The sequence below is a fragment of the Billgrantia kenyensis genome (assembly GCF_013697085.1).
GTDB classification, from domain to species: Bacteria; Pseudomonadota; Gammaproteobacteria; order Pseudomonadales; family Halomonadaceae; genus Halomonas; species Halomonas kenyensis.
On the sequence record NZ_JACEFT010000006.1, the window covers coordinates 83549 to 104335 of the forward strand.

Here is a 20787-nt window from a genome sequence, read left to right on the forward strand (position 1 = left end):
TTCCAACACAGGGATAGTTGACAGAAAGAGCGGTTCGCGTACCCTCATGGTCAACCTTGAAAAAAATGAAAGTTGACATAGCGAGCCCACGATGTCCGATTCTCTCCCTGACAGCCAGACGAACAGTGCGGCAGCCGGTATCCGTCACGACTGGACGCTGGCCGAGATCGAAGCGCTGTTCGCCCTGCCCTTCAACGACCTGATATTTCGCGCCCAGCAGGTGCACCGCCTCCACTTCGATGCCAACGCCGTGCAGGTCTCCACCCTGCTCTCGATAAAGACCGGTGCTTGCCCCGAGGACTGCAAGTATTGCCCACAGTCGGGCCACTATGCCACCGGGCTGGACAAGGAGAAACTGCTCGAGATCGAGAAGGTGGTGGCCCAGGCCAAGGCCGCCCAGGAAGCCGGTGCCAGTCGCTTCTGCATGGGTGCCGCCTGGCGCAGCCCGCGCGAAAAGGACCTGGAAGTGGTGCTGGAGATGGTGCGCCAGGTGAAGGCCCTGGGTCTCGAGACCTGCATGACGCTGGGCATGGTCGACGGCGACCAGGCTACCCGCCTAGCCGCAGCTGGCCTTGACTACTACAACCACAACCTCGACACCTCACCCGAATACTATGGCGAAATCATCACCACCCGCACCTATGCCGATCGCCTGGAAACCCTGTCCCACGTGCGCGAGGCAGGTATGAAGGTCTGTGCCGGCGGCATCCTCGGCATGGGCGAGGCCCCGCGCGATCGAGCGGGCCTGCTGCTGCAGTTGGCGCGCCTCGACCCGCACCCCGAATCGGTGCCGATCAACATGCTGGTCAAGGTGCCGGGAACGCCGCTGGAAACAGTGGAGGATCTCGACCCGATCGACTTCGTACGGGCTATCGCCGTGGCACGAATCCTGATGCCGTCGAGCCACGTGCGTCTCTCGGCCGGCCGTGAGCAGATGGACGAGTCGACCCAGGCGCTGGCTTTCCTGGCCGGCGCCAACTCGATCTTCTACGGGGACACCCTGCTGACCACCGGCAACCCGCAGGCAACCCGCGACAAGGCGCTGTTCGCCAAGCTTGGCCTGCACCCCGAGCGGCGTGATACCTGCCAACCGGACAGCGCCCAGCAGGCAGCGCTAGAGAGCGCCCTGGCGAGCCAGCAGAACCGTGACCACAGCGTTGCCCTGGCCTATGACGCCACCCAGCACTGAGCCGAAGGCGGCGCTCACCTGTCACTGGTCGGATCGCTTCGTTTCAGCTGCGACCAAGCGACGTGCTCAGGGGCAGTGGCGCTACCGTCGCCCCCTGGCTACGTCACATGGCGACTTCGCCGGGAACGACTACCTTGGCCTGGCAAGCGATCCGCGCCTGGCCGAAGCCGAGGCCGTCGGAGCGCGCCGATACGGTAGCGGCGCCGGTGCCTCGCACCTGGTCAGCGGCCATAGAGACGTTCACGAACGCCTGGAGCACCGGCTAGCGGAGTTCGTCGGTCGGCCCCGGGCGCTGCTCTTCTCCACCGGCTACATGGCCAACCTGGGCACGCTGCAGGCGCTCTGCGACAGCGGCTGCCATGTGTTCCAGGATCGCCTCAACCATGCCTCACTGATCGATGGTGCTCGCCTTGCGGGGGCTCGCTCGCGACGCTTTCATCATGGCAGCCTCGAAGATCTCGGGCGGTTGCTGGCCCGGGCTCCGATCGACGCCCCTCGGCTGGTGGTCAGCGACGGCGTATTCAGCATGGACGGCGACGTCGCCGAGATCGGTGCCCTGGCGGATGTCAGCGCTCGTCATGGCGCCTGGCTGATGATCGACGATGCTCACGGTCTCGGCGTGCTGGGGCCCCATGGGGACGGGTGCGTCGGGCACACGCATGGCAGCGACCGGGTGCCGGTACTGGTCGGCACGCTCGGCAAGGCACTGGGCACGGCTGGTGCTTTCGTCGCCGGCAGCGAGGCGTTGATCGAGCACCTGATCCAGTTCGCCCGCCCCTACGTCTACACCACCGCACAGCCACCCGGCGTGGCCGCCGCCACCCTGGCAGCTCTCGACATTCTCGCCGCGGAGCCGGAACGTCGTGAGCGTCTGCATGACAACATCGCCTATTTTCGGCACGAGGCAGCGCAATGCGGGCTGCCCCTGTTAGCCTCCGCCACCCCTATCCAGCCGCTGATCCTGGGCGATGAAAGCCGCACCATGGCCTGGGCCATGAAACTTCGTGAGGCAGGCCTGCTGGTGGGTGCCATCCGCCCCCCGACCGTACCCCGTGGCGAAGCCCGGCTGCGCATCACGCTGAGCGCCCGACACGAGCGCGAGGCCATGGATCGCCTGCTGGAAAGCCTGGTAAACCTGGCCAGGGAGGAGCAGTCATGACCTCCCTGGTGCTGCTCTCCGGCTGGGGTATCGACGCCCGCATCTGGCAGTCGCTCTCCGACTGCTGGCCGGACGATATCGCAGTGGATGCCCCCGACTGGCCGGGCTATGGACGTCACACCGAGCGGGAGTTTCCCACTAGCCTGCCGGAGCTGGCCGAGTACATGCACGCACGGCTTCCCAGCGACGCCATCTGGATCGGCTGGTCGCTGGGGGGGCTCCTTGCCGCTGCCCTGCTGGACTGGCTCCCGCCCCCCCGAGGGCTGGTGCTGATCGGCGCCGGGGCGACCTTCTGCCAGGCAGACGGCGTCTCGGCACAGGAACTGGCCGCCTTCCGCCATGCCTTCGCACGTGATCCGCAGGCGACCTGGCACCACTTCCTGCGCTGGCAGCTGCAAGGCGAACCCGCACCGAGAACCGCCCTCAAGCGCCTGTTAGACCTGATCGGCCCACGGCCTGTCGCCTCCCCGCAAACGCTGGCTACTGGGCTGGACCTGCTCGCACGCCTCGACGTGTCGCTGCAGCTCGATCGCCCCCCCTGCCCGACCCTGCGGGTTGCCGGCGAGCAGGACAAGCTGTTGGGCGACGCCGCACGTCACGCCGCTCAGGTCACTCTGACCGACAGCGGCCACTGCCCGATGCTGTCGAACCCCGCGGTGCTGGTCGACTACCTCGTCGGTTTCGCCCGGTTTGCCGATAACCACGTCCCTCAAGCACACAGGGTGGAGGAATGAGTACGGCGCTCGCTGCCAACAAGGATTCGCTGGGTCCAGCCGAACCGCGCCAATGGCGCTGCCGGGTGGCCGCGGCTTTCTCCAGGGCCGCAGGCCAGTACACTCGCCTGGCCAGGGCCCAGCAGCTGATGGGCAATGCTCTGTGGCCGCTGCTGCCGGAACAGGCTGGCCGGGTACTCGACCTGGGCTGCGGCCCGGGTCACTGGAGCCGCCGGCTCTCGGTGCGATATGGTCCGGACTGTCGCGTACTGGGGCTGGATCTGGCACCGGGCATGCTGCAAGTTGCCCGCCATCGGGCGCCGACGGGGCTTGACTGGCTATGTGGCGACGCCGCCCAACTACCGCTTGCTGCGTCGCAGTTCGATCTGGTCTTTTCCAACCTGGCAATCCAGTGGTGTCCGGATCTCGACGCGGTCATGGCCGAACTTCACCGTGTGTTGCGCCCGGGCGGTCGCGCCGTGATCAACAGCCTGGGCCCGGGGACCCTTGGCGAAGTCGGCCAGGCCTGGTCCTCACCTGCGACCCTGCTCGCCTTCCGCACGCGCGAGAGTCATCTGGCCAGCGCCCACCTGGCGGGGTTCATCCGGGTCGAGTGCTGCGAAAGCCGTGAGCGCTTCCATTACCCAGATCTCACGGCGGTGATGGCCTCGATCAAGGGGGTCGGCGCCCAGACTACTCACGCCGTTCATCGACTAACGCGACGAGATATGGAGCGCGCCGCATGTCGCTACGAATCCCTGCGTGAGGCAGCCGGACTGCCGGTCAGCTATCAACGCCTCACTCTGGTACTCGACAAGGAGCCGCAGGCATGACTGCCTACTTCGTGACCGGCACGGACACCGATGCCGGCAAGACGCTGGTCAGCGCCGGCATGTTGGCGCTGGCTCGCTCTCGTGGCATGAGCACCCTGGGGCTCAAGCCCGTGGCCTCCGGCTGCCTGATGAGCGACGAGGGCCTGCGCAACGACGACGCCTTGGCCCTGCAGGCGCGCAGCCTGCCTCAGGTGGCCTATCATCAGGTCAACCCCTTTGCCTTCGAACCCGCCATCGCACCACACCTGGCCGCCCGCCAGGCCGGAGCCGAACTCAACCTTGCCCGACTCTGCGAGCAGGTCGAGCCACTGCTGCGTGAGCCGCGCGATCTGACCCTGGTCGAAGGGGCCGGCGGCTGGCGCGTGCCGCTAAACGACCGGGAAGACCTTGCGGGGCTCGCCCTGCAACTGGAGCTGCCGGTCATTCTGGTCGTTGGTCTCAAGCTGGGGTGCCTCAACCACGCCCGTCTCACCGCCGAGGCGATACGTGCCGACGGCGCCCGGCTGGCAGGCTGGGCAGGCAGCGTGGTCGATGCCGCCTTCACCCGCGACACCGCACTCTTCAACGACAACCTGGCCACCCTCGAGCGCACCCTGGGTGCACCCTGCCTCGGCGTGGTGCCCCGGCTGCGTCGCGTCACCGCGTCGCGGCGCCCGGAGGCCGCCCTGGCCTACCTCGAGCTGCCCTGTTTCGAAACACCCCATGGCAATTGACTTACGAGCGGGGGTCCGTAGAATGTGGACGCCTGCCCAACCGTGCGGATGTGGTGGAATTGGTAGACACGCCAGATTTAGGTTCTGGTGCCTTCGGGCGTGGGAGTTCAAGTCTCCCCATCCGCACCATCGCGGCTCGCCTTCGCCGAGCCTCGCGACACTCTCACTACCCCTATCTGCGCGGCTGATCAAGACTGCGCTCCGCCGCCGCTGTGGCCGCGTGCGGCTCACTCTCGCCCGCTTTCGTTCTGCCCCATCTCTTGTGCATTACCTGGAGGCTTGATGGCATCTCCCGTGTGGCATCCCTATGCCCATCTACTCACTCAGACGGCCGCTCCCAAGGTGATCGGCGGCGAAGGCCCGCGCTTCACGCTGGAGGGAGGAGAAACCCTGCTCGATGCCACCTGCTCGTGGTGGTGCATGATCCACGGCTACGGGCATCCCCGGCTGGTGGCAGCCATCAAGGAGCAGGCCGACAGCCTGTGCCACGTGATGCTGGGCGGACTCACCCACGAGCCTGCCGACCGGCTGGCGCGCGAGCTGGTCCGGGTGACCCCGCCGGGGCTGGAGCACGTTTTCTTCTCCGACAGCGGCTCGGTTGGTATGGAAGTCGCCATGAAGATGGCGGTGCAGTATCACTACCTGCAAGGCAAACCCGAGAAATACCGCATGCTCTCGCTGATGAAGGCCTACCATGGCGACACCAGCGGCTGCATGGCGGTATGCGACCCTGAGGAGGGCATGCACAGCCTGTTCTCCGGCTTTCTTCCCCGTCATCACTTCGCCCCGACACCTTCGGCTGCCCATGATGCCGCTCCCAATGAGGTGGAAGCGGATCTCGCTGCTTTGCGCGCCGTGCTCGAGCAGCATCATGGGGAGATAGCGGCCCTGCTGATGGAGCCGCTGCTGCAGGCCGCGGGCGGGCTGAACATGACTTCGCCGCACTACCTGGCCGGCGCAAGGGCACTGTGCGACGAGTTCGACGTACTGCTGGTGTTCGACGAGATTGCCACCGGCTTCGGCCGTACCGGCAAGCTGTTCGCCGCCGACCATGCCGATGTTACACCCGACATCATGGTGCTCTCCAAGGGGCTGACCGGCGGCTACCTGGGCCATGCGGCGACACTGGCTACCGACCGGGTCCACGCCGCCTTCATCGGTGACACGCCTCTTCACGCCTTCATGCACGGCCCCACCTTCATGGGCAACCCGCTGGCATGTCGTGTGGCACTCGAAAGCCTCGCTGTCTTCGAGGAGGAGAATTATCTGGAGAAGATCGACGGGCTCAACCGGGTGCTGCGCGAGGAACTGCTGGAAGATGCCAGCTTGCGCCAGCACCCCCAGGTATCAGACGCACGCGTGCTGGGAGCCACCGCCGTGATCGAGGTAGCCGATACCGGTGCGCTCAAGGGAGTGGCGGATTTCGCCCGTAAACAAGGGGTATGGCTACGCCCCTTCGGCCGCTGGCTCTACACCATGCCGGCCTATATCACGCCCCAGGAGGACATGGCCCGTATCGCTCGGGTCATGAAAGCCTGGTTCAAGTGACAAAAATGCCACCCCTTGGAGGGGTGGCATTTCAGAGGAAAGTCCTTGCGGGCGGCCAGCCGCCCCAGACCGTCAGGCCATGGCCGGCTGGGCGTAGGAAATGGGCGCCAGCTCGCGCTCTTTTTCGAAGGTGACGATTTCGTAAGCATCGGGCTGCGCCAGCAGTGCCCGGCACAGCTGGTTGTTCAGCGCGTGTCCGGACTTCACCCCGCGGAACTCGCCGATGAGGCTATAGCCCAGCAAGTAGAGGTCGCCAATGGCGTCCAGCACCTTGTGCTTGACGAACTCGTCGTCGTAGCGGAGCCCACCTTCGTTGACGATACGATACTCGTCAACGACGATGGCATTGTCGAGGCTCCCGCCCAAGGCCAGATTATTGGCTCGCAGGTATTCAAGATCGCGCATGAAGCCAAAAGTCCTGGCGCGGGACACCTCCTTGACGAAGGAGGTGGTGGAAAAATCCACTACGGCGGTCTGCTTCTGATCCTCGAAGACGGGGTGGTCGAACTCGATGGAAAACGACACCTTGAAGCCCTGGTGTGGCAGGAAGTGTGCTTCCTTGCCATCCTCTTTTATCGACACTTCACGCTTGATGCGGATGAATTTCTTGGGCGCATCCTGCTCGGCAATCCCCGCCGACTGAATCAAGAAGACAAAGGGACCGGCACTGCCATCCATGATCGGCACTTCAGGCGCGCTGATATCGACATAGGCATTGTCGATGCCCAGGCCAGCCAGTGCGGACATGAGGTGTTCCACGGTGGCGACCTTGACATCGTCCCGGGTCAGCGCGGTGCAGAGGGTCGTGTCGGTGACCAGGCTCGCACTGGCCGGAATCTGAACCTCAGGCTCCAGGTCCGTACGCACGAAGACGATACCGGTGTTCACCGGGGCCGGACGCAAGGTCAGGTAGACCTTCTTGCCGGAATGAAGGCCAACGCCGGTGGCGCGGATGGTATTTTGCAGGGTGCGTTGTCTGATCATGGGCAGTAGCCAGGCCGTTGTAAGTTATCAAACACCGTTCACTATAACACCGAACGAGTGTTTCAACAAAAAAACATCTCCTGGCCCCGCCTGAGCGTGTGATAGCTTTTATCAATCAGCTTGTCGGCGCAGGAAGGCCGGGATATCAAGATAATCATCCAGCTCCTGAGGAGAACGACGCTTCTCCGGCTGCGGTTTGACAGCCTCCTGGGGCTCGGTCTTCGCCACCGCGCTCTGCTGGCGCATGGCCGGCTGGGGACGCTGACGATATTCGCTGCCTTCGTTACGCTTGGCGTTCTCGCGACCCGCGGCCTTGACCTGGCGCCCTTCGAGGCCGGCTGCCACGACCGTGACACGCAGCTCATCGGTCAAGTCCATGTCGATGGACGTGCCTACGACGATGGTGGCGTCCTGAGAGGCGAACTCCTGGACCGTCGCGCCGACATCGTTGAACTCGCCAATCGAGAGGTCCGGACCGGCCGTGATATTGACCAGGATGCCGCGTGCGCCGTGAAGGTCGATATCCTCCAGCAGCGGACTGCGAATGGCCTTCTCGGCAGCTTCCCGGGCGCGATTCTCGCCGGTGGCGCCGCCGGTACCCATCATTGCCATGCCCATCTCGGACATGACGGTGCGCACGTCAGCAAAGTCGACGTTGATGATGCCGGGACTGGTGATCAGTTCGGCGATGCCCTGAACCGCACCCAGCAGCACGTCATTGGCTGCACTGAAGGCAGTCAGCAGGCTGGCGTTCTTGCCCAGCACCGAGAGCAGCTTCTCGTTGGGGATGGTGATCAGGGAGTCGACGTGCTCGGAGAGCTCCTTCATGCCCTCCTCGGCCACGCGCATGCGCTTCGGCCCCTCGAAGGGGAACGGCCGCGTGACCACGGCGACAGTGAGGATGCCCAGCTCCTTGGCCACCTGGGCCACGACGGGCGCGCCGCCGGTCCCGGTACCGCCGCCCATGCCGGCGGTGATGAAGACCATGTCGGCCCCACTGATCAGCTCGGCGATGCGCTCGCGATCCTCCATGGCCGCCTGGCGACCCACATCGGGGTTGGCGCCGGCGCCAAGGCCCTTGGTGATTTCGTTGCCGAGTTGCAGCACGGTCTTGGCAGCCACACGCTTGAGCGCCTGGGCATCCGTATTGGCACAGATGAACTCGACGCCTTCGATGTTGCTCTCGACCATGTGGTTGACAGCGTTACCACCGCCGCCACCTACGCCGACGACCTTGATGACCGCACTGCTCGAGGGTGCGCTATCTACGAGTTCGAACATAAGCCCCGTCTCCTGGACCGCGCCGCGGCCCTGTCAGAAATTTCCTTTCAACCAGCCCTTGAGTTTTGCCAGCGCCGGAATCCCTTCCCATCCTCCGCGCTGGGAGACGTCATCACGCCTGGGAGGTGCTGCCACCACCCTGCCCTCGCGACCGTGCCCATGGCGGGCCTCCTGAAGGGCGTAATGTAACAAACCTACACCGGTGGAATAAATCGGGTTGCGCACGACATCCGAGAGTCCACGCACATTGTGAGGGCAGGCGATGCGCACCGGCATGTGGAAGATCTCCTCGGCCAGCTCGACGACACCTTCCATGCGCGACGTGCCACCCGTGAGAACCACGCCTGCTGCCACCAGATCCTCGTAGCCGCTACGCCGCAACTCATCGCGGATCAGGGTGAACAGCTCCTCGTAGCGCGGCTCGACCACCTCGGCAAGCGCCTGGCGCGACAGGTCGCGAGCAGGCCGATCACCGACGCTGGGTACCTTGATCATTTCATCGCTTGCGGCCAACTGGGTCAGGGCGCAGGCGTACTTGACCTTGATTTCCTCGGCATACTGGGTCGGTGTACGCAGCGCCATGGCGATGTCATTGGTCACCTGATCGCCGGCGATGGGAATTACTGCCGTGTGCCGGATGGCGCCTTCGGTAAAAACGGCGATATCGGTGGTGCCACCGCCAATATCCACCATGCAAACGCCGAGTTCGCGCTCATCCTCGGTCAACACCGCCATGCTGGAGGCAAGCTGCTCGAGAATGATGGCATCGACTTCCAGGCCGCAACGGCGCACGCACTTGTCGATATTCTGTACCGCATTGAGCGCCGCCGTCACGAGATGAACCCGCGCTTCGAGGCGGACACCCGACATACCGAGGGGCTCGCGAATGCCGCCCTGGGTGTCGATGGCAAATTCCTGAGGAAGGACATGCAGCACGCGTTGCCCTTCGGAGATGGCACGTGCCCGAGCCGAATCGATGACCCGATCGATATCGGTAGGCATCACTTCGCGCTCCTTGATTGCGACCACACCATCCGAATTCATCGAACTGATATGACTGCCCGCCACGCCCACATACACCGAATGGATATCGCATCCGGCCATCAACTCGGCCTCTTCCACCGCTCGTTGTATCGACTGGACCGTCGACTCGATGTTGATGACCACGCCCTTCTTCATGCCCCGTGAAGGGTGGGATCCAATACCGGCGATCTCGATACCGCCGTCATCGGTAGGCTGTCCAACGATGGCCACTACCTTGGATGTTCCGATATCCAGCCCGACTACCATATTGGATGCGTTGGAAGTGACTGCCATGCGCCGGAGTGTCTCCTGAAACTTTACCCGCTGGGTATACCATTATTCTGATAAATGGTCATTGCGCCCATTATAGAAACAACTGGCGTTAAACCACCAGTCAATTACGAAAAAGCCTGGCTCACGATACGGGTTATTGACGACAAAGAAAACACCGCAGCGGTGGCTCGAGGGGCCAAGTTGGTGAAAAATGGTATCAGCCCGTACCATCTTCCTCCTCCTGAACCTCGGTTTCACCATGCCAGGCCACGGCCACGCCGTTGGGATAGCGCAGGTCGATATAGCGAATATGCGTAGCCTGGGGCCCTAGCTGTCGCTCCCATGCCGCCGCCAGCCTGGCCAGCCGCGCCTCGCGATCGCTGCGCCCCAGCATCACCCACACACCGTCGTCGAGCTGCAGGCGCCAGGCCCCCCGAGGTTCCAGCCTCAGCTGCGTGATACTGAGCCCCAGCGGCTCGAATCGCGAGCTCAGTCTGCGGTGGTAATCCAACACTTCGGCACCGCTACCTACCGGGCCGGCCAGATCGGGCAGACCTTCGGGCGGCTCGATGGGAGCAAAGGCAAACGGCTCACCCTCGGGATTGAGCAGGTAGTCGTCGTTCCAGCGAGCCACCGGCTGCTGTTCGACCAGCTCGAACACCAGCGCATACGGCCACTCGCGCGACAGGCTGACCTCTGCCAGCCAGTCGATATCGCGAGCCGCACGACGCAGTGCAGGCAGGTCGGCCGAGAGCCAGGTCTGCCCCTGCAGCAGCGGGGCCAGCTGGCCACGCAAGTAATCGGCACTGACATGCTGCAACTCACCGCGAATCGCCACCCGCTCGATGGGGCGGTCGAGCCAGGTCCACAGGGCGCGGCCTCCCGCACCCAGCAGGATCAGCAGCAGCAGCACCCCAAGGGTCGAGCCACGGGTACTCATGCCTGGCGTGACTCCAGGGTGCCACGCAGGATCTGCAGCACCAGCTCATCGAAGCCGATCCCGGCATGAGCCGCCGCCTGGGGCACCAGGCTGTGGTCGGTCATGCCCGGCGAGGTATTGACCTCGATCAGCCAGAACCGGCCTTCAGCGTCCTGCATCACGTCGACGCGCCCCCAACCTTCGCCTCCGACCGCCTCGAATGCCTGCCGGCAAAGCTCACCAAGCAGGGTTTCCTGCCCGCCATCGAGGCCGCACGGCAGGTGGTAACGCGTGTCGTTGGAAAGGTACTTGGCCTCGTAGTCGTAAAAGCCGCTGGGCACCTCGACACGAATGGCGGGCAGCACGCGATCTCCCAGCAGGGCAACGGTGTACTCCTCGCCCTGGATGAATCGCTCGGCCATGACGCGTGCATCGAAGCGCGCCGCTTCTCGGTAGGCGGCTTCCAGGGTCTCCCGGCTGTCGACGATAGTGATGCCCAGGGTCGAGCCCTCGTGAACCGGCTTGACGATCAGCGGTAAACCCAGCTGCACTACGATATCGTCCCAGTCGGTGTCGGACGACAGCATCAGCGACTCGGGCGTGGGCAGTCCCAGGGCCTGCCACACCAGCTTGGTGCGCTGTTTGTCCATGCCCAGTGCCGAAGCCAGCACGCCGCTTCCGGTATAAGGAATGCCGAGCAGCTCCAGCGCTCCCTGAAGGGTGCCGTCCTCCCCACCCCGGCCATGCAGGGCGATGAAGACGCGATCGGGGGCCAGCGCCTCGAGCCCGACCAGACCACCATCGGCGGGATCATAGCCGGTGACATCGACGCCGCTGCGCTCCAGCGCCGCCAGTACCGCCGCCCCGCTCTTGAGTGAGACGTCACGCTCGGCGGAGTTGCCGCCGTACAACACCGCGACCCGGCCGAAGTCCTGCACCTGCGTCATAGCTCCACCTTGTCTAGATTCAGCCGGCTCTCGGCCAGGCGTTGAGCGATACCGCCCACGTCCCCTGCCCCCTGAGTGATCAGGATGTCATCGTCGCGCACCACTTTTGCCAACAGCGCGGGGAGTTCAGCCTTGCCCTGCACGAAGATCGGATCGAGGTTGCCACGCTGGCGGATCGAGCCCGCCAGGGTCTTGCCGTCGGCGCCGGGGATCGGGGCTTCCCCGGCGCTGTAGACATCGAGCAGCAGCAGCACGTCGACGCCACCGAGGACACGAACGAAGTCTTCGTAGAGGTCGCGTGTCCGTGTGTAGCGGTGCGGCTGGTAGACCATCACCAGCCGACGCTGAGGCCAGCCGGCGCGCACCGCCTTGATCACCATCTCGACTTCTCGGGGGTGGTGGCCGTAGTCATCCACCAGCATGACCTCACCGCTACCGCTGGGCGGGGCGAAATGACCATGCACCTGGAAGCGACGCCCCACTCCGGCAAAGCCGGCCAGGCCGCGCAGGATTGCAGCATCGTCGACGCCGGCATCGGTGGCCACGGCGATGGCCGCCAGGGCATTCAGGGCATTGTGACGTCCCGGCATCGCCAGGCGCACCTCCAGCGGCGCCAGCCCGTCGGGGCGAAGCGCGGTGAAGCGGATCTCGCCGGCCTCCTGGGAGAAGTCGACGAGTCGATAGTCGGCGTCCTCACTGAAGCCGTAGGTGACGAACTGACGATGCACGCGATCCAGCAGGCCGCGTACATGCTCGTCATCGATGCAAAGGATGGCGAGGCCGTAGAACGGCAGGTTATGCAGGAACTCGATGAAGGTGCCCTTGAGCCGCTCGAAGTCACCGCCATAGGTGCTCATGTGATCGGCATCGATATTGGTCACGATCGAGACCATGGGCTGGAGGTGCAGGAACGAGGCATCGGACTCGTCGGCCTCCGCCACCAGATAGTCGCCCTCGCCCAAGCGGGCATTGGTGCCGGCGCTGGTGAGCTTACCGCCGATGACGAAGGTCGGATCGAGCCTACCTTCGGCCAGCAGGGTCGCCGTGAGGCTGGTCGTGGTGGTCTTGCCATGAGTGCCGGCCACTGCAATGCCGTGGCGGAAGCGCATCAGCTCGGCCAGCATCTCGGCCCGGCGCACTACCGGCACGCGGTGCTCCTGGGCCCAGCGGATCTCGGGGTTGGCAGCATCCACGGCGGTGGATACCACCACCACATCGGCGCCCGCTACGTTCTCCTCGGCATGCCCGATGGCCACGCGGATGCCGTGCTCGCGCAGGCGTGTCACCACCGCCGAGACTTTCAGGTCACTGCCGCTGACCCGATAACCCTGGTTGGCCAGCACCTCGGCAATGCCGCACATACCGGCGCCGCCGATGCCAACGAAATGAATGTGTCGAATGCGGCGCATGCCCAAGCCTCGCCCATGGCGGGGTAACGTGGCCTGACCGGGTACCGGTCTCAAGGTGCTATCGCTCAAGAGCTGTCTCCATGCAACCGGCCACCAACTGCTCGACGGCATCGAGGTGCGCGCAGCGGCGTGCCTGACGCGCCATGGTGGCGAGAGTGTCGGGATCGAGCAGCGTCGCCAGGCTTTCGGCCAGCGTCGCTGCAGTCATGTCGTGCTGCGGCATCAGCTGCGCGGCGCCTGCTGCTACCAGGGCGCGGGCATTGGCGGTCTGGTGGTCGTCCACCGCATGAGGCAGGGGAACGAACAGTGCGGGCTTGGCTGCCGCGGCGACCTCGGAGACGGTCAAGGCGCCTGCCCGACAGACGACCAGGTCGGCCCAGTCGTAAGCTGTTGCCATGTCATCGATGAATGCGCTGACATCGGCCTCGACGCCCTGCGCCGAATATGCTTCGCGGGTGGCCTGGTCCTTGTCGCGCCCGGCCTGATGCCGCACTTCGGGCCGGCTGGCCTCAGGTAACAGCGCCAGCGCTTCGGGAAGACGCTGGTTGAGCGGCAGCGCTCCCAGCGAACCTCCCACGACCAGCAAGCGCAGGCGGCGGCCCTGCATCGCCCCGGCTTCTCGCGGCACGTCACCCAGCGCTGCAATCTCTGGCCGAACCGGATTGCCGACCACCCCTCCCCGTTTGCCGAAGGCCTGGGGAAAGGCGGCATAGACGCGCCGAGCGAGCCTCGCCAGGGCACGATTGGTCAAGCCTGCCACGGCATTCTGCTCATGGATCACCAGCGGGCGACGCAGCAGCCATGCCGCAAGGCCGCCGGGACCGCTGGCAAAACCACCCAGCCCCACCACCAGCACGGGGTCGAGCTGACGAATGATACGCCCCGCCTGCCATACCGCGCGGGTCAAGTTGAACGGCGCCATCAGCCAGCCGCTCATGCCGTTGCCGCGCAGGCCGGCAACGGAGATGTGGTGAAGCGGCAGGTCTGCCGCCGGCACCAGGCGGTTCTCGATGCCGTGAGGACTGCCCAGCCAGTGTACCTCCAGCGCCTCGGCCTGCAGCCCCCTGGCCAGCGAGAGCGCCGGGATGACATGCCCGCCGGTTCCCCCGGCCATGATCAATACACGCCGTACTCCTGGCTGCGTCACTTCATGACTCCCTCGACGGTGGGCTGAGGCTCGCGCCGTGTCTGGCGCTGCTTGGGTGCACTCGGGCTCGCACGTCGCTGAACCCGGCGGGTGTCGATGTCGGTGCGTACCAGCAACGCAATCATCATGGCACTGATCAGCAGGCTGGAGCCTCCATAGCTGAGCAGAGGCAAGGTCAGCCCTTTGGTGGGCAGCATTCCGGTACTCACGGCGATATTGATGAACGCCTGGGCGCCGATCACCATGGCAATGCCGTAACTGACATAGGCCGCAAAAGCCAGCCCCGCCAGCTCCGCACGCCGCCCCACCGCCAGGGCTCGCCAGATGAGCAAGGCGAAAAGGCCCACCACGCCGATCGCCCCGAACAGGCCGAGCTCCTCGGCCAGCACGGCGAAAACGAAATCGGTATGCGCCTCGGGCAGGTAGAACAGCTTCTGTACGCTATTACCCAGCCCCATGCCCAGCCAGTGACCGCGACCAAAGGCAATCAGAGCCTGGGTGAGCTGGTAGCCGCTGGCAAATTGATCCGCCCAGGGGTCGGAAAAGCTCGTAAGGCGAGCCAGCCGATAAGGTTCGGCAATGGCCACGTAGAAGCCGAGCACCCCGACCACCCCCAGGACGAAGACGAAGCGACCCCAGGGCGCCCCGGCCAGCAGCATCATGCCCATCATGCAGCCGGTCATCACCACGATCGCGCCGTAGTCAGGCTGAAGAATCAGCAGCACGGCGATCACTGCCATCACCATCAAGGGACGCAGGAAAGCTCCCCAGGTGCGGCGAACGTCGGGCAGGAAGCGTTCGAGATAACCGGCGAAGTAGACGATCAGGCACAGCTTGACGACTTCGGAAACCTGCAGGTTGAAGGGCAGCAGCGGAATCGACAGCCAGCGCCGACTGCCGTTGACTTCACGGCCGATCAGCAGCACCAGGATCAGCAGCGCAATACTCACCAATAGCAACAACGGTCCATTGGCGCGCCACCAGCCAAGCGGGGAGCGCAGTGTCAGGACGCCTGCCAGCAGTGCCATCAGCACGAACAGCGCATGGCGCTGGCTGAAGTACCACGGATTACCGGTCAGGCTTGCCGCCACTTCGGTGGAGGCCGAGGTAACCATGACCCAGCCGATCAGGATCAGGGCCAGCGCAGAGAACAGCAGCCAGCCATCGAATGGCTGATCCCGGGTCGAGAGCCGCTCACGCAAGCCCCGCCATCGCGCAAACCTGCCCTTCGATGCCTGCCTGACCTCAGTCGACATGCCTCGCCTCCTCGACAAACTGCTTCACCCGCCGGCAGTATGCCTCGCCGCGGGCGATATAACTGGGAAACTGATCGAGACTGGCGCAGGCCGGTGACAGCAGGACGCAGTCGCCTGGCTCGGCTATCTCTCGCGCTCGCTCCATGGCAGCCTCCAGATCGGCAGCCCGGCTCACGGCCACGCTCTCCTGCAGGGCGGCAGCGAGCTTTTCTGCATCGGTGCCGAACAGGATGGCTTCGCGACCATAGCGGGCCATGGGGGCGGCCAGCGGGGTGAAATCCGCCCCCTTGCCCACCCCACCGGCCAACAGCACCAGGCGGCCGCCCAAAGTTGGCCCAAGACCGTCGATAGCGGCCAGGGTAGCGCCGACATTGGTGCCCTTGGAGTCGTTGATCCAGCGTACCCCATCGAGCTCGGCAACCAGCTCGCTGCGATGCGGCAGGCCCTTGAAGCGGCGCAGCGTCTCGCACATCGCCTCGAGCGCGAAACCGAGATGGTGGCCCATGGCCAGCGCCGCCAGCGCGTTGGCCTGGTTGTGGCGCCCCGCCAGCCCCATCTCGTCGGCGGGAAGCAGTGGCAAGCCGCCATGCATCAACCAGTCACGCCCTTCATGCATGGCGATACCCCACTCGTCCGCATGCGGTTCTTGCGTCGTGAAGCGATCCTCCGCGGCCAGCGGCTCGGGCGGCCAGGTCATGGGATCTTCGGCGTTGACCACGGCATGCCGGGCGCCGCGGAAAATGCCCAGCTTGGCATCGCGATACCCAGCCATGTCCCCATGCCGATCGAGATGGTCCTCGGAGAGGTTGAGAAATGCCGCGCTCTCGGCCCCCAGCCGTGGCGTGGTCTCGAGCTGGAAGCTGGAAAGTTCGAGCACGAAAAGCTCCACATCCGGCACGTCGGCCAGCAGATCCAGGGCCGGGGTGCCCAGGTTGCCGCCCACCGCGACCCGCCGACCCGCCGCCACGGCCATATCGCCCAGCAGGGTGGTCACTGTGGACTTGGCGTTGGAGCCGGTAACGGCGGCGACCGGAGCCTGGGCCGCACGTACGAACAGGGCTATCTCACCCACTATCAGCGGCGCCCCGTCTGGGCGAAGACGGCCTCTCATCTCGGCCAGGCCGGGCGTGTTCAAGTCCACTCCGGGGCTTACCACGATCTCTGCCGCCTCGCTCATGTCGAGGGCCGTGAGCGGGCCGCAGTGAAGCGTCACCTCGGGAAAAGCGGCACGGAACTCGTCGACGCCCGGCGGTACCTGGCGCGTATCGGCAGCCAGGAAGGCAGTGCCGTTTCGCGCCAGGTGGCGGCAGATTGCCTTTCCCGATGCGCCGAGCCCGATGACCAGTGTCGCTCCCTTGGGCACCTTGAGCATTGCGGCCTCCTCGTAGGGTGGGTCGGCATGTCCCGGTCAGCGAATCTTCAGCGTTGCCAGACCGACCAGCACCAGCACCACGGTAATGATCCAGAAACGCACGATGACCCGCGGCTCCGGCCAGCCCTTGAGCTCATAGTGGTGATGCAGCGGCGCCATGCGGAAGATGCGACGACCGGTCAGCTTGTAGGAGCCAACCTGCAGGATCACCGAAATGGTTTCCAGCACGAAGATGCCGCCCATGATGAAAAGCACGATTTCCTGACGCACGATGACTGCAACGACACCCAGCGCCGCCCCCAGCGCCAGCGCCCCGACGTCGCCCATGAAGACCTGTGCCGGGTAGGTATTGAACCACAGGAAGCCGAGACCGGCCCCGGCGATGGTGGCGCAGAAGACGGCGAGCTCCCCGGCACCGGCGATGCTGGGGATCTGCAGATAGTTGGCGAACACCGCGTTGCCGCTGGCATAGGCGAAGATGGCCAGGCCCATGGCCACCATGACGGTCGGCATGATGGCCAGCCCGTCCAGGCCGTCGGTCAGGTTGACGGCATTGGAACTGCCGACGATCACCAGGTAGGTAAGCACGACATAGAAGACCCCCAGCGGGATCACGATGTCCTTGAACAGGGGCACGATCAGACTGGTTTCCACCGGGCTGGTGGCCGTCATGTAAAGCACGACGGCCGTGGCCAGGCCAATGACCGACTGCCAGAAGTACTTCCAGCGCGCCGGGAGACCGCGCGGGTTCTTCTCGACCACCTTGCGGTAGTCATCGACCCAGCCGATCGCCCCGAACCCCAGCGTCACCACCAGCACGATCCATACGAAGCGATTGCCCAGGTCGGCCCACAGCAGGGTACTGACGGCTATCGCCATCAGGATCATCGCCCCTCCCATGGTTGGCGTACCAGCCTTGGACAGGTGCGACTGGGGGCCATCGTCACGCACTGCCTGACCGATCTGCCCCTCGACCAGGCGTCGAATCATCCAGGGCCCCAGCCACAGGCACAGCAGCAAGGCCGTCATGGTACCCAGAATCATGCGCAGGGTAAGGTAGTTGAAGACGTTGAAGGCGCTCTGGTATTGCGCCAGGAAATTAGCCAAAAAAAGCAGCATGTGATGCGTTCACCTTCGTGAGTCGGCTCGTAGCGCCGCCACCACCCTTTCCATGCCGGCGCTGCGCGCGCCTTTGACCAGGACACTGGTTGCATTGGGCAGGTGGTTAAGAACATGGCGCAATAGCGCCTCTTGATCGTCGAAATGACACGCACGGTCACCAAAAGCCTGGCTTGCGGCTCTTGCCGGTTCACCACAGGTCATCAGCGCGTCGATCCCCAGTTCCCTCGCGTAGCGGCCGACTTCTTCATGGAGCCGGTCCGAATCTGCTCCCAATTCTGCCATGGCACCCAGCAGGCACCATCTCGGGCCGGGCAGCTCGGCCAGCAGCGCAAGCGCGGCCTTCACCGCTCCCGGGCTGGCGTTGTAAGTGTCATCGAGCAGGCAGCAGCCGCGAATTCCTGCCACCGGCGTCAACCGTCCCGGCATCGGCTTCGCCGCCGCCAGGCCCGCCAGCACCTCGGCGTGGCCCAGCCCCAGCGCCAGCGCGCCCGCCGCTGCTGCCAGGGCATTGGCGACGCTATGTCGTCCCAGCAGCGCAAGCTGGACCCGGCCTGCTTCATGCCCATCCACGACAAGCGTGAAAGCATAGCGCCCCCGAGCGTCACAAACCAGCTCGGTAGCACGCACCCGGCTCTCTTGACTGAAGCCGAAGTCCATCACTTGCCGCGGCGCGGCGAGCCTGGCCCAAAATGAGAAATAGGCATCGTCACGATTGAGTACCGCCACGCCATCGCCACCGAGGCCGAGAAGGATCTCCGCCTTGGCCTGGGCAATCTGGCCCATGCCGCCGAACTCGCCGAGGTGGGCCCCGGTAACATTGGTGATGATGGCCACTTGCGGCTCAGCCAGGGTCGAGGTCCAGGCGATCTCGCCCAGATGGTTGGCGCCCAGCTCCACCACGGCCTGGCTGTGCTCGCCAGCGAGCCTGAGCAGGGTGAGCGGTGCCCCGATATCGTTGTTGAGATTGCCCTGGGTCGCCAGGGTGCTGCCACGTCGGCCCAGCAGCTGGGCCAGGAGCTCCTTGACGCTGGTCTTTCCGCTGTTGCCGGTGACCGCCACCAGCGGACCATTCCAGGTACGACGCCGGGCACGCCCCAGCAGGCCCAGCGCCAGGCGAGTGTCGGCAACGACCAGCTGCGGCAAGGGATCCTCGACGGGCCGTTCGACGAGTGCGGCGGCTGCCCCGGCCTCCCGCGCCTGGGCGACGAAGTCATGGGCGTCGTAGCGGACCCCGCGCAGTGCGACGAACAGGCTGCCCGGCGTGAGCCGGCGGGTATCGGTGACGATGTCCCCCAGCGGCAGGTCGCGCTGGGGCGGCGCCACACCCAGCGCCTCGGCTACGGCAGACAGGGCCTGGAGGCCGGGGCCGCTCATTGGCCTGCCTCGCGCCGGGCCAGCGCCGCCCCTGCCTCGGCGCAGTCACTGAAGGGGTGGCGCACGCCGGCGATTTCCTGATACGTCTCATGCCCCTTGCCTGCGATCAGCACCACATCGTCTTCCCCGGCCTGCGCAAGGGTTCTGGCGATGGCTTCGCCCCGCCCCGGGATGATTTCGCTGCGTTCACGCCCGTGGGCCGAAAGGCCGTCATGAATCTGCCTGCGAATTCGAGCCGGATCCTCGCTGCGCGGATTGTCATCGGTTATCACCAGCCGATCGGCGTAGCGCTCCGCTGCGCTGCCCATCAGCGGTCGCTTGCCGCTGTCGCGATCCCCACCGCAGCCAAACAGACACCACAGCCGCCCATTGCCCGGCAGGTGCTGTCGCAATGCCCCCAGCGCATTCTCGAGCGCCCCGGGCGTGTGGGCATAATCGACGATGACAGACGGCCCCCCACCGTGAGCGACTCTTTGCATGCGCCCGGGAACCGGTGTCAGCCTGGCCGCGGCGGAAAACAGCGTCGCGAGGGATTCTCCCAGCCCATGGAGAGTCGCGATCGCCAGCAAGACATTGTCGAGGTTGAAGCGCCCCATCAGGGGGAGCTCGAGCGAGTACTCCCCCTCCGGCGTGGCAACCAGCGCCAGCTGGCCGCCGCGGCTGGGCTGCCAATCCACGACACGAAGCGTCGCCGCCGGATCATCGCCCACGGCCAGCACCCGCACTCCCTCGCTGAGGCCGGCAAGCATCAGGCGCGCCAGCGGATCGTCGGCGTTGACCACGGCCAGGGACAGTTCGGCGCGGCGAAAAAGGCGCGCCTTGGCCGCGGCGTAGGCTGCCATGCTGCCGTGATAGTCAAGATGGTCGCGGCTGATGTTGGTAAAGACGGCAGCGGTGATCTGGCATCCGTCGAGGCGGTCCTGCTCCAGCGCGTGGGAAGACGCCTCCATCGCAACCCGACCAATGCCGCCTGCCGCCATCTCACCGAGCGCTGCCTGCAACGCCAGTGGGCCCGGTGTCGTCAGCCCCGAGTCTTCGAGCACTCCGGGCCGCCCCACGCCCAGGGTCCCGATGAGGCCGGCTTCGCGACCCAGGGCCGTGCTCAGTTCGGCAATGTAATGCGTCACGGAGCTCTTGCCATTGGTTCCGGTCACACCGATCAACTCCAGCGAATCCGGCACCTGATAGAGCCTTTTACCCAGCTCGCCCAGGCGCTGACGCAGGAAAGGCAGGCCCACGACGGGCTTTCCTCGTGCCGACTCGGGGAGAGCTTCATCCGGGCCAAGGTGGTAAAGCACCTGTATGGCACCCGCTTCCAGAGCAGCCTTCAGATGGCATCGACCATCACCGCTGATGCCGGGTACGGCGACAAAGACATCGCCGGGCACGAGCCGGCGACTGTCGAGCACCAGGCGCACCTGAGGGTCGCCGGGAATCTCGGGCACCGGCAGGTTGAGCCAACAGCGAGACAGCGCCGAGTGTAGGTGGGAAGCACTCACCTGCATCGATTCACCTCTGTCGTGGT

The 20787-nt window shown here is 65.2% G+C and carries 18 protein-coding genes and 1 tRNA gene; 7 read left to right on the plus strand and 12 right to left on the minus strand.

The window, feature by feature from the left end:
• Window positions 1–91: 91 nt before the first annotated feature.
• From bioB to bioA, 7 genes are all read left to right on the plus strand, one after another.
• Window positions 92–1189, plus strand: coding sequence for a biotin synthase BioB (gene bioB, locus H1D44_RS07520; RefSeq protein ID WP_181514228.1), 1098 nt, complete (start codon window positions 92–94; stop codon window positions 1187–1189).
• Window positions 1170–2348 (plus strand): 8-amino-7-oxononanoate synthase, encoded by a 1179-nt coding sequence (bioF, locus tag H1D44_RS07525; RefSeq protein WP_181514332.1) that lies wholly within the window; start codon window positions 1170–1172, stop codon window positions 2346–2348. The genes bioB and bioF overlap by 20 nt, the downstream gene beginning before the upstream one ends.
• Window positions 2345–3082 carry an alpha/beta fold hydrolase gene (locus H1D44_RS07530; RefSeq protein ID WP_181514229.1) on the plus strand — a complete coding sequence of 246 codons (738 nt, stop codon included), beginning with the start codon at window positions 2345–2347 and terminating at the stop codon, window positions 3080–3082. The genes bioF and H1D44_RS07530 overlap by 4 nt, the downstream gene beginning before the upstream one ends.
• Window positions 3079–3894, plus strand: coding sequence for a methyltransferase domain-containing protein (locus tag H1D44_RS07535; protein WP_181514230.1), 816 nt, complete (start codon window positions 3079–3081; stop codon window positions 3892–3894). The genes H1D44_RS07530 and H1D44_RS07535 overlap by 4 nt, the downstream gene beginning before the upstream one ends.
• On the plus strand, window positions 3891–4607 hold the full coding sequence (bioD, locus tag H1D44_RS07540) for a dethiobiotin synthase (protein WP_181514231.1): 717 nt from the start codon (window positions 3891–3893) through the stop codon (window positions 4605–4607). Before H1D44_RS07535 ends, bioD begins: the two co-directional genes overlap by 4 nt.
• Before the next feature lie 44 nt (window positions 4608–4651).
• Window positions 4652–4736 (plus strand) — tRNA-Leu (locus H1D44_RS07545).
• Window positions 4737–4889: 153 nt separating this feature from the next.
• On the plus strand, window positions 4890–6155 hold the full coding sequence (bioA, locus tag H1D44_RS07550) for an adenosylmethionine--8-amino-7-oxononanoate transaminase (protein WP_181514232.1): 1266 nt from the start codon (window positions 4890–4892) through the stop codon (window positions 6153–6155).
• A 72-nt stretch (window positions 6156–6227) separates the two neighbouring features.
• Here the strand turns inward: bioA and lpxC are convergent, their stop codons facing one another.
• From lpxC to H1D44_RS07610, 12 genes are all read right to left on the minus strand, one after another.
• On the minus strand, window positions 6228–7139 hold the full coding sequence (lpxC, locus tag H1D44_RS07555) for a UDP-3-O-acyl-N-acetylglucosamine deacetylase (protein WP_181514233.1): 912 nt from the start codon (window positions 7137–7139) through the stop codon (window positions 6228–6230).
• Window positions 7140–7250: 111 nt separating this feature from the next.
• A complete protein-coding gene (gene ftsZ, locus H1D44_RS07560) occupies window positions 7251–8420 on the minus strand; it encodes a cell division protein FtsZ (RefSeq protein ID WP_181514234.1) in 1170 nt (389 codons plus the stop codon).
• Between the two features lie 33 nt (window positions 8421–8453).
• Entirely contained in the window at window positions 8454–9737 is a 1284-nt protein-coding gene (gene ftsA, locus H1D44_RS07565) for a cell division protein FtsA (protein WP_181514235.1), read from the minus strand.
• Window positions 9738–9933: 196 nt separating this feature from the next.
• Window positions 9934–10656 (minus strand): cell division protein FtsQ/DivIB, encoded by a 723-nt coding sequence (locus tag H1D44_RS07570; RefSeq protein WP_181514236.1) that lies wholly within the window; start codon window positions 10654–10656, stop codon window positions 9934–9936.
• Window positions 10653–11582: a D-alanine--D-alanine ligase gene (locus tag H1D44_RS07575; RefSeq protein WP_181514237.1), complete on the minus strand. Its 930-nt coding sequence runs from the start codon at window positions 11580–11582 to the stop codon at window positions 10653–10655. Before H1D44_RS07575 ends, H1D44_RS07570 begins: the two co-directional genes overlap by 4 nt.
• Window positions 11579–12991 (minus strand): UDP-N-acetylmuramate--L-alanine ligase, encoded by a 1413-nt coding sequence (murC, locus tag H1D44_RS07580; protein WP_181514238.1) that lies wholly within the window; start codon window positions 12989–12991, stop codon window positions 11579–11581. Before murC ends, H1D44_RS07575 begins: the two co-directional genes overlap by 4 nt.
• Before the next feature lie 58 nt (window positions 12992–13049).
• Window positions 13050–14105, minus strand: coding sequence for an undecaprenyldiphospho-muramoylpentapeptide beta-N-acetylglucosaminyltransferase (gene murG / locus H1D44_RS07585; RefSeq protein ID WP_181514333.1), 1056 nt, complete (start codon window positions 14103–14105; stop codon window positions 13050–13052).
• 29 nt (window positions 14106–14134) lie between these two features.
• Window positions 14135–15394: a putative lipid II flippase FtsW gene (gene ftsW / locus H1D44_RS07590; RefSeq protein ID WP_181514239.1), complete on the minus strand. Its 1260-nt coding sequence runs from the start codon at window positions 15392–15394 to the stop codon at window positions 14135–14137.
• Entirely contained in the window at window positions 15384–16766 is a 1383-nt protein-coding gene (gene murD / locus H1D44_RS07595) for a UDP-N-acetylmuramoyl-L-alanine--D-glutamate ligase (RefSeq protein ID WP_181514240.1), read from the minus strand. The genes ftsW and murD overlap by 11 nt, the downstream gene beginning before the upstream one ends.
• A gap of 36 nt (window positions 16767–16802) precedes the next feature.
• Complete coding sequence (gene mraY / locus H1D44_RS07600; protein WP_181514241.1) at window positions 16803–17885, minus strand: phospho-N-acetylmuramoyl-pentapeptide-transferase; 1083 nt, start codon at window positions 17883–17885, stop codon at window positions 16803–16805.
• A gap of 9 nt (window positions 17886–17894) precedes the next feature.
• Window positions 17895–19262: a UDP-N-acetylmuramoyl-tripeptide--D-alanyl-D-alanine ligase gene (locus tag H1D44_RS07605; RefSeq protein WP_181514242.1), complete on the minus strand. Its 1368-nt coding sequence runs from the start codon at window positions 19260–19262 to the stop codon at window positions 17895–17897.
• On the minus strand, window positions 19259–20767 hold the full coding sequence (locus tag H1D44_RS07610) for a UDP-N-acetylmuramoyl-L-alanyl-D-glutamate--2,6-diaminopimelate ligase (RefSeq protein ID WP_181514243.1): 1509 nt from the start codon (window positions 20765–20767) through the stop codon (window positions 19259–19261). Before H1D44_RS07610 ends, H1D44_RS07605 begins: the two co-directional genes overlap by 4 nt.
• Window positions 20768–20787: the final 20 nt, after the last annotated feature.